The organism is Allobosea massiliensis (genome assembly GCF_042655245.1).
Classification (GTDB): Bacteria; Pseudomonadota; Alphaproteobacteria; order Rhizobiales; family Beijerinckiaceae; genus Allobosea; species Allobosea massiliensis.
In genome coordinates this window covers 1-6,681 of the sequence record NZ_JBHSLU010000134.1, presented here as the reverse complement: position 1 = coordinate 6,681, position 6,681 = coordinate 1, and the positions used below count along the sequence as shown (strand labels likewise).

7 protein-coding genes are annotated in these 6,681 nt (G+C 68.9%); 5 read left to right on the top strand and 2 right to left on the bottom strand.

Features of this window, described 5'->3' with window-relative positions; all coding sequences use genetic code 11:
- Window positions 1-198 precede the first annotated feature (198 nt).
- The 3 genes from ACFPN9_RS27740 to ACFPN9_RS27730 are packed head-to-tail and all read left to right on the top strand — an operon-like array spanning window position 199 to window position 2,710.
- Window positions 199-957 (top strand): 5-oxoprolinase subunit PxpA, encoded by a 759-nt coding sequence (locus ACFPN9_RS27740; protein ID WP_067254505.1) that lies wholly within the window; start codon window positions 199-201, stop codon window positions 955-957.
- Entirely contained in the window at window positions 954-1,691 is a 738-nt protein-coding gene (locus ACFPN9_RS27735) for a 5-oxoprolinase subunit B family protein (protein ID WP_067254508.1), read from the top strand. The genes ACFPN9_RS27740 and ACFPN9_RS27735 overlap by 4 nt, the downstream gene beginning before the upstream one ends.
- Complete coding sequence (locus ACFPN9_RS27730; protein ID WP_067254510.1) at window positions 1,688-2,710, top strand: 5-oxoprolinase subunit C family protein; 1,023 nt, start codon at window positions 1,688-1,690, stop codon at window positions 2,708-2,710. Before ACFPN9_RS27735 ends, ACFPN9_RS27730 begins: the two co-directional genes overlap by 4 nt.
- Window positions 2,711-2,725: 15 nt before the next feature.
- Here ACFPN9_RS27730 and ACFPN9_RS27725 read toward each other — a convergent pair whose 3' ends face one another.
- Entirely contained in the window at window positions 2,726-3,337 is a 612-nt protein-coding gene (locus ACFPN9_RS27725; protein WP_197432825.1) for a helix-turn-helix transcriptional regulator, read from the bottom strand.
- A gap of 158 nt (window positions 3,338-3,495) precedes the next feature.
- Entirely contained in the window at window positions 3,496-4,278 is a 783-nt protein-coding gene (locus tag ACFPN9_RS27720; protein WP_067254516.1) for a GntR family transcriptional regulator, read from the bottom strand.
- 54 nt (window positions 4,279-4,332) lie between these two features.
- Here ACFPN9_RS27720 and ACFPN9_RS27715 point away from each other — a divergent pair, with 54 nt between their 5' ends.
- Complete coding sequence (locus ACFPN9_RS27715; protein WP_067254518.1) at window positions 4,333-5,280, top strand: PfkB family carbohydrate kinase; 948 nt, start codon at window positions 4,333-4,335, stop codon at window positions 5,278-5,280.
- Window positions 5,281-5,391: 111 nt separating this feature from the next.
- Entirely contained in the window at window positions 5,392-6,537 is a 1,146-nt protein-coding gene (locus tag ACFPN9_RS27710) for a helix-turn-helix transcriptional regulator (RefSeq protein WP_377817942.1), read from the top strand.
- Window positions 6,538-6,681 lie beyond the last annotated feature (144 nt).

Sequence of the window (6,681 nt, the reverse complement as noted above, 5' to 3'; positions counted from 1 at the left end):
GGGGGGGGGTCCGGGGCAGTGATGAGCCGGCATAAAGCTGGGACACAACCGTTAAGGATAACCTAAGGTAATGTTCCAATCGGAACGTCGCGACGAAGGTTGGAGGCGCCCGTCGCGGACTTCTCTGCGCAGGCTCCACGTCCTAAGCTCGGCGCTCGCGGCCGCCTTCCCACGCCGCGCAGCGAGAATGGACGGACGATGCAGAGGATCGATCTCAACTCGGATCTCGCGGAGGGCTTCGGCGCCTATCGCTGCGGCGACGATGCGGCGATGCTCTCGATCGTGACCTCGGCGAATGTCGCCTGCGGCCTGCATGCGGGGGACCCGGAGATCATGGCCAATGCCTTCGCGCTCGCGCGGCAGAACGGGGTGGCGGTCGGCGCTCATCCGGGCTTCCCGGATCTCTGGGGTTTCGGACGGCGGCGCATCCCCTTCAGCACGGGCGAGATCGAGCGGCTCGTTGCCTATCAGATCGGTGCCGCTGCCGCGCTTGCCTCCTATGCGGGCCACCGCATCAGCTATGTGAAGCCACATGGCGCGCTCGGGAACATCGCCTGCGAGGAGCGGCCCGTGGCGGACGCGATCGCTCGCGCGATCAAGGCGGTCGATCCGACGCTGGGATTTCTCGCGACCGCGCTGACGCAGCAGGTCGCGGCCGGCGAGGCGGCAGGGCTGAAGGTCCATCAGGAGATCTTCGCGGATCGCGGCTACACCGAGGAGGGGCAACTCGTGGCGCGCCATCTGCCGGGCGCCATGATCACCGATGCGCGCGAGGCGGCCGAGCGCGTCGTCGCGATGGTCCGCGAGGGCGCGCTGATCACGCTGTCGGGCCGGCGCCTGCCGACCGGCATCGAATCCGTCTGCGTCCATGGCGATTCCGCCCATGCGGTCGCGACCGCTCGCGCCGTGAGGGCGGCGCTGGAGGAGGCCGGCATCGGGCTCGCCCCGTTCGCATGAGCCAGGATGCGCCGGCTGCCCCGAAATTCCTCGACGCAGGGGAAGCGGCCCTGGTGGTCGAATTCGGCCGCAGCGTCGACCCCGCGCTGAGCGACCGGGTTCTCGCGCTCGACGCGGCACTGGCGGCCAATCCGCCCGAAGGCCTGCGCGAACTCGTGCCGACCTATCGCTCGCTGATGATCCATTACGATCCGCTGCGGCTCGACCGGGCCCGGCTGGTTTCCCATGTGAGGGCGGCCCTGTCCGGCCCCGCGCCGGTCGCCAGCCGCAACAGCGCACTCTGGACACTGCCCTGCTGCTATGCGCCGCCCCATGGCGAGGACCTGGCCGAGATGGCCGGGCTTCTCGGGCTTACAGCGGACAGGGCCGCCGAGCTCCACGCCGCCGGGCGCTACCGCGTCTACATGTACGGCTTTTCCCCGGGCTTCACCTATCTCGGAGGCCTGCCGGAACCGCTGGCGATCTCGCGCCGGCCCCGCCCCCGCCCGCCGCATGACAGCCGGGCCGTGCTGGTCGGCGGTGGGCTTTGCGCCGTCGCCCATTTCGCGATGCCCACCGGCTGGTATGTCGTCGGCCGCACGCCCGAGCGGCTCTATGCACCCGAGCGGAGCAGCGCCTTCCTGTTCGAGCCAGGCGACAGCCTGTGCTTCGAGCCCATCGACGAGCATACCTTCGCGTCCCTGGAGGCCCGCGCCGAGACGGGCGAGCGCATCGCCCGCAGGCAGCCGGCATGACGGCGCTACGCATTCTATCCGCCGGGCCGGGCGTGACCGTCCAGGATCGCGGGCGCCATGGCTATTTGCGCTATGGCGTCACAGTCGCTGGGCCGATGGACCCCTTCGCCCATGCGGTCGCCAACCGGGCGCTTGGCAATGAGATGGGCGCAGCCGCGATCGAGGTCTCGCTCGGCGGTATCGAGGTCACAACCGAGGACCGGCCACTCGGCGTGGCCGTGGCGGGGGGCAGGTTCCGCGTAACGCTGGATGGCGAGGCGCTGCCGGCCGCTGCCGTGCTGCGCCTGGAACCGGGCTCGACCCTGAGGGTGCGCGCCGGCGATGACGGCATGTGGGCTTATCTGGCAGTGGCCGGGGGCATCTGCCTGCCGTCCGTGCTGGGCTCGCAGGCGACCCATCTGCGCACCGGCATGGGCGGCCCGGGAGGGCGCCTGCTCCGCGCCGGGGACAGTCTGCCCGTGGGGATGGAGACAGGCGGCACCACCGGCCCTGGCGAAATCCACGCCCCCCTGCTGGACCGACCTGCCGATCTCATTCGCGTGCTGCCCGGCCCCCAGGACGATTACTTCGCCGCCGACGTCTTCGCCGCCTTTCTCGCCGGGCCCTGGCGAATCTCGGAGCGAGGCGACCGCATGGCCTGCTTCCTCGAAGGCCCTGTGCTGAGCCACCGGCTGGGTTTCAACATCCCATCGGATGGGGTTGCCATGGGGGCCATCCAGGTGCCGGGCGAAGGGCAGCCGATCGTGCTGATGGCGGACCGGCAGTCGACTGGCGGCTATCCGAAGATCGCGACGGTGATCGGCGCCGATCTCGGGCGCCTTGCCCAGGCACGCCCAGGAACACAGATCGCCTTCCGGGCGGTCAGCCATGCCGAGGCGGTGCAGGCGCTGGCGGAGGAGCGTGCCTTTCTCGCAGGGCCAATCTCGGTCGAACCCTTGCGGCGCACCACGTTCAGTCCCGAATTCCTGCTCGCCCGCAACCTTGTCGGCGGCTGGATCGACGGGCTGCGCCGGGACTGAGCGGCGCTCTCGCGCTCAGGCGGCCTCCTCGACGAAGGTCGCGACGAAGCGCACGAGTTCGCTCTGCCGGGCGGTGCCGGTCTTGGCGAAGAGGCGCTGGAGATGAGTGCGCGCCGTGGTGCGGGCAATGCCGAGCTTGCGGGCGGCCTCGACCGTGTCCATGCCTTTGACGATGAGGCCGAGGATCCGCGCCTCGGTGGGCGTCAGCCCGCAGGCTTCGGCGACTTCGTCGACATTGCGGTCGATCATGCGCTGGGGATCGTCGACCGTCAGGATGAAGAGATCCATGCCGGCCCCGCCGAGATGGACGGCATCGATGACCGTCTGGCGGCCGCAGCGCATCAGCAGCGGCAGCCTTATCTCCTCGGAGGCCGTGCCGGCCAAGCGCCGCTTGAGCCAGGTCTGGAGACGGGCCGCGAAGAGCTTGTCGGAGCAGATGAGACGGCCCTCGCCGCTGAGCCCCTCACGGGTCAGCGCCGTGGCGCCCTGATTGCGGAAATGCACGCGCAGTTCGGCGTCGATCACGAAGAGGGGTTTGGCACCTCGGCCCGGATCGCGTGCGGGAGCGCAGCAGGACGGGAGAGGCTGGGGTGAAGCCGGATGCGGCAGGCTGAAGATCATGGACATGCGAGGAGCGTCCTCGATTTCGAGCATCTTCGCGGTTCCTTGCGTGACAGCTGGCCCGGAAGCGCCCTGTCAGACGGCGTGGTCGTGTTCCTTCTGTTGGTCGCGCCGACGGGGCTGCTGGTTCATCGGGATCGTGCGGCGCCGCGTGGGCGGTATCGTCAGATCCGCAGCGAAAGCCGATAGGTGTAGCTGTCGCCCCGGAAGAGGCCCTCGACATATTCGAGCATGTCGCCGTCACGAGCGAAGCTGCGGCGTTTGATCAGCAGGCAGGGTACCGGCTCATCGAAGCCGAAAATCGCGGATTCCTCCGCGCTCGGCTGCGCGGCCTCGATGGTCTGGTCGCAGCGTTCGAGCGGCGCGCCCAGTTGGGCCAGCGCCGCGTAAACCGACCCGCCGAGATCGGCCTGTTCGAGCTCCGGAGCCCGCTGGAGGTTGTACCAGCCGGTTTCGCGCGAGAGAGGCACTCCATCGCCACTTCGCACCCGAACGAGCTTCAAAAAACGCGCGGAGTCGTCCAGACCGAACAGAGCGGCGATGGTGGGATCGCTGACGACGGTTCGCTCCAGGATCCGCGACGATGGCACGCGTCCAAGTTCGCGCATCTCCTCGGTAAAGCCTTTCAGACGGTCCATCCCCGAATGCAGGCGCCCTGTCGTGCCCTGGACGATCGATCCGAGCCGCCCCTGCGCGCTCAGCAGCTTCTTCGACCGCAGCGCGTTATAGGCCCGCTGAACGGTCGAGCGGCTGATGGCGAGACGCTCGGCGAGCTGTCGCTCCGCCGGCAGGGTCGTGCCGGGTGGCAAGGTCCCAGTCCCGATCAGGCGCGCCAGCTGATCTTCCAATTGCTGGTAGAGCGGCTGCGCCGTGTCGTCGCGGAGATCCAGCAGATCCTGGAACGGCGGACGCCTCCGCACGTTGCTGGGCTTGAGCGGCAATGTCATCGGCAGGCAGATGCGCGGGCGGCGCTGACGGACTGCGAAAGGGGATCGGACACGATGGCTGCAGGCTCCGTCTTCGTGCTGGCAAGCTTCGTCCTGTCCTGTTCGGCCAAGGTCCAGCGGTTCCCGCGACCGGGCGAGTCGCTTGCGGCCGATATCGTCATGATCGAGCCCGGCGGCAAGGGACTGAACCTCGCCGTCGCTGCGCGGCGTCTCGGCGCCGAGGTGGACGGGCTGCTGGCGGTGGGCGACGATCTCGCCTCCGCCTTCGCCGCGCCCGCTCTGGCACAGGCCGATCTGCCTGCGTCGATGTTGATCCGCGTCGTCGGCAAGACGGGAAGCGGCGTCGGCTTCACCGACGCTCACGGCGAAACCTGCCTCGCCGTCGATCCCGGAGCGAACCACGCCTTGTCGGCCGACCATGTGCGGGAGGCTGCGGAGCGCATCGCCGCTGCCGCCATGGTGATGGCGCAGTTCGAGATCGCCGACGGCCCCATCGCTGAGGCCTTAGCGCTGGCGCGTCGCGCCGGCGTCACGACCCTGCTCAATCCGTCGCCCTTCCGGCCAATCCCGGACGAGATCCTGGCGACGACCGACATCCTTGTGCTCAACCAGACCGAAGCCGAGGCGCTGGCGGAGACGGTCCTGCCCGGCGCGATCGATCCGGCCGAGCCGGCCCGCTTCGTCTCGGAGCTGGGGCCGGCGGTTCTGGCTCGCGGACCGAGGCTGGTCGTGCTGACGCTGGGCGCGGCCGGCGCCGTCGCGCTCGGACATGAGGGCGCCATCGGCCAGCCAGCCTTTCCCGTCGACGTCGTCGACACGCTGGGCGCCGGCGATGCCTTTGCGGCGGCGCTCGGCGTGGCGCTGGCACGCGGCCTGGGCACCGCCGAGGCGTTGCGTCAGGCGGCTGCGGCCGGCGCCGTTGCGACGCGCCGGGCCGGGGTCTTCGACGCGCTCGGCTGCCAGGCCGACCTCGACCAGCTCATCGGTCTTGCCCGCGTCTAGCGCCAGCCTTGCCGAACCCCTGTGCTTTGGACTGCTTTTGGACTTTATCCAAAGACGTCGCGTTGCTATGGTCCGGCCGCCTTGGTGCTGAGGCTGGTTGGAGGGTGAGGCGTGGCGATGTCCCGTCCCAGCGTCGATGCGGTGGCAGCCACGGCTGATAGCCTGCTCGCCGGCGCGTTCGACAGCGCCCAGATGCCGGATGCCGTCGAACGGCTGCGCCAGCTCTTCGACGGCTCGAAAGCCTGTCTCGCCCGGCTGGGTCCAGGCCTGACAGCCGCCGATGCCATCGCCACCAACAGCGACGAGGTGATGCAGCGTCGCTGCTACGAGGATCTCGCTGAAGACTTCATTCGCTTCGCAGAGGGGCTCCGCTGTGTGCCCATCGGCAGCGTCTATCGCGACAACGCCCTGTTCGGTGAGGCTGCGCTGCGCTCCAGCCGCGCCTGGCAGGAGTGGATGGCGCCGCAGGACATGTATGGAGGTCTCGGCTGCCGGCTGGCTGAGATCGGCCCGAGTCAATGGTTCTTCGATGTCCAGCGTGGGCAACGCCAGGAGCCCTTTGGCGACGATGACGCCGCGTTGCTGCAGTCACTCGCGCCGCTTCTGCGCCGGATCGCCTTGGTCAGCACCGAGATGAGCCAGGTGAGATGGCAGCGCGACGAGACCCGCGATGCCCTCGATGCCGTCGCCATGGCGATCCTGCTGCTCGATGGCGAGTTGCGTGTCACTTATGCCAACGCCGAGGCGGAGATGATCCTGATGGAGACCGACTCGCCGCTCGGTCTCCATCAAGGGCGTCTCTTCGCCAGGAATTCCGGCGATCAACGGCTGCTGAAACAGGGCGTCGAGGCCGCCCTGCGCTGGGGCGAGCAGCCGCTCGACCAGGGACGGAGCAGTCTTCTGATCCGGGATCGTCGCGAAGGGCGGCCGGCCTTGTCTGCCTGCCTGATTCCGGCCACGCCGATCACGGCCGGGAGCCGGCCGCGGCGGGCGATGCTGGCCCTCAAACGGCTCGAGCCGGCGACCGATTTTGTCGCCGGTTGCCGTCAACTCTTCCAGCTGACCGAGGCGGAAGCACGCGTCGCCTCGGCGCTGGCCTCCGGACAGTCATTGACGCAAGCCGCGGCCGTCCAGAATGTCAGGATTTCGACGGCGCGCACACATCTGGCGCGCATTTTCCAAAAGACCCGGACGCACCAGCAGAGCCAGCTCGTCTCGCTGCTGCGCAGCGCCGCCCAGCCGCTGCGGTCGCGCTGACGGCAGAAGGATCGACACGACGCGAAAGCGCCCGCAGTTTTGGCTGCGGGCGTTTTGATCGTTTGATTTTGGTTGCGGGGGCCAGATTTGAACTGACGACCTTCAGGTTATGAGCCTGACGAGCTACCGGGCTGCTCCACCCCG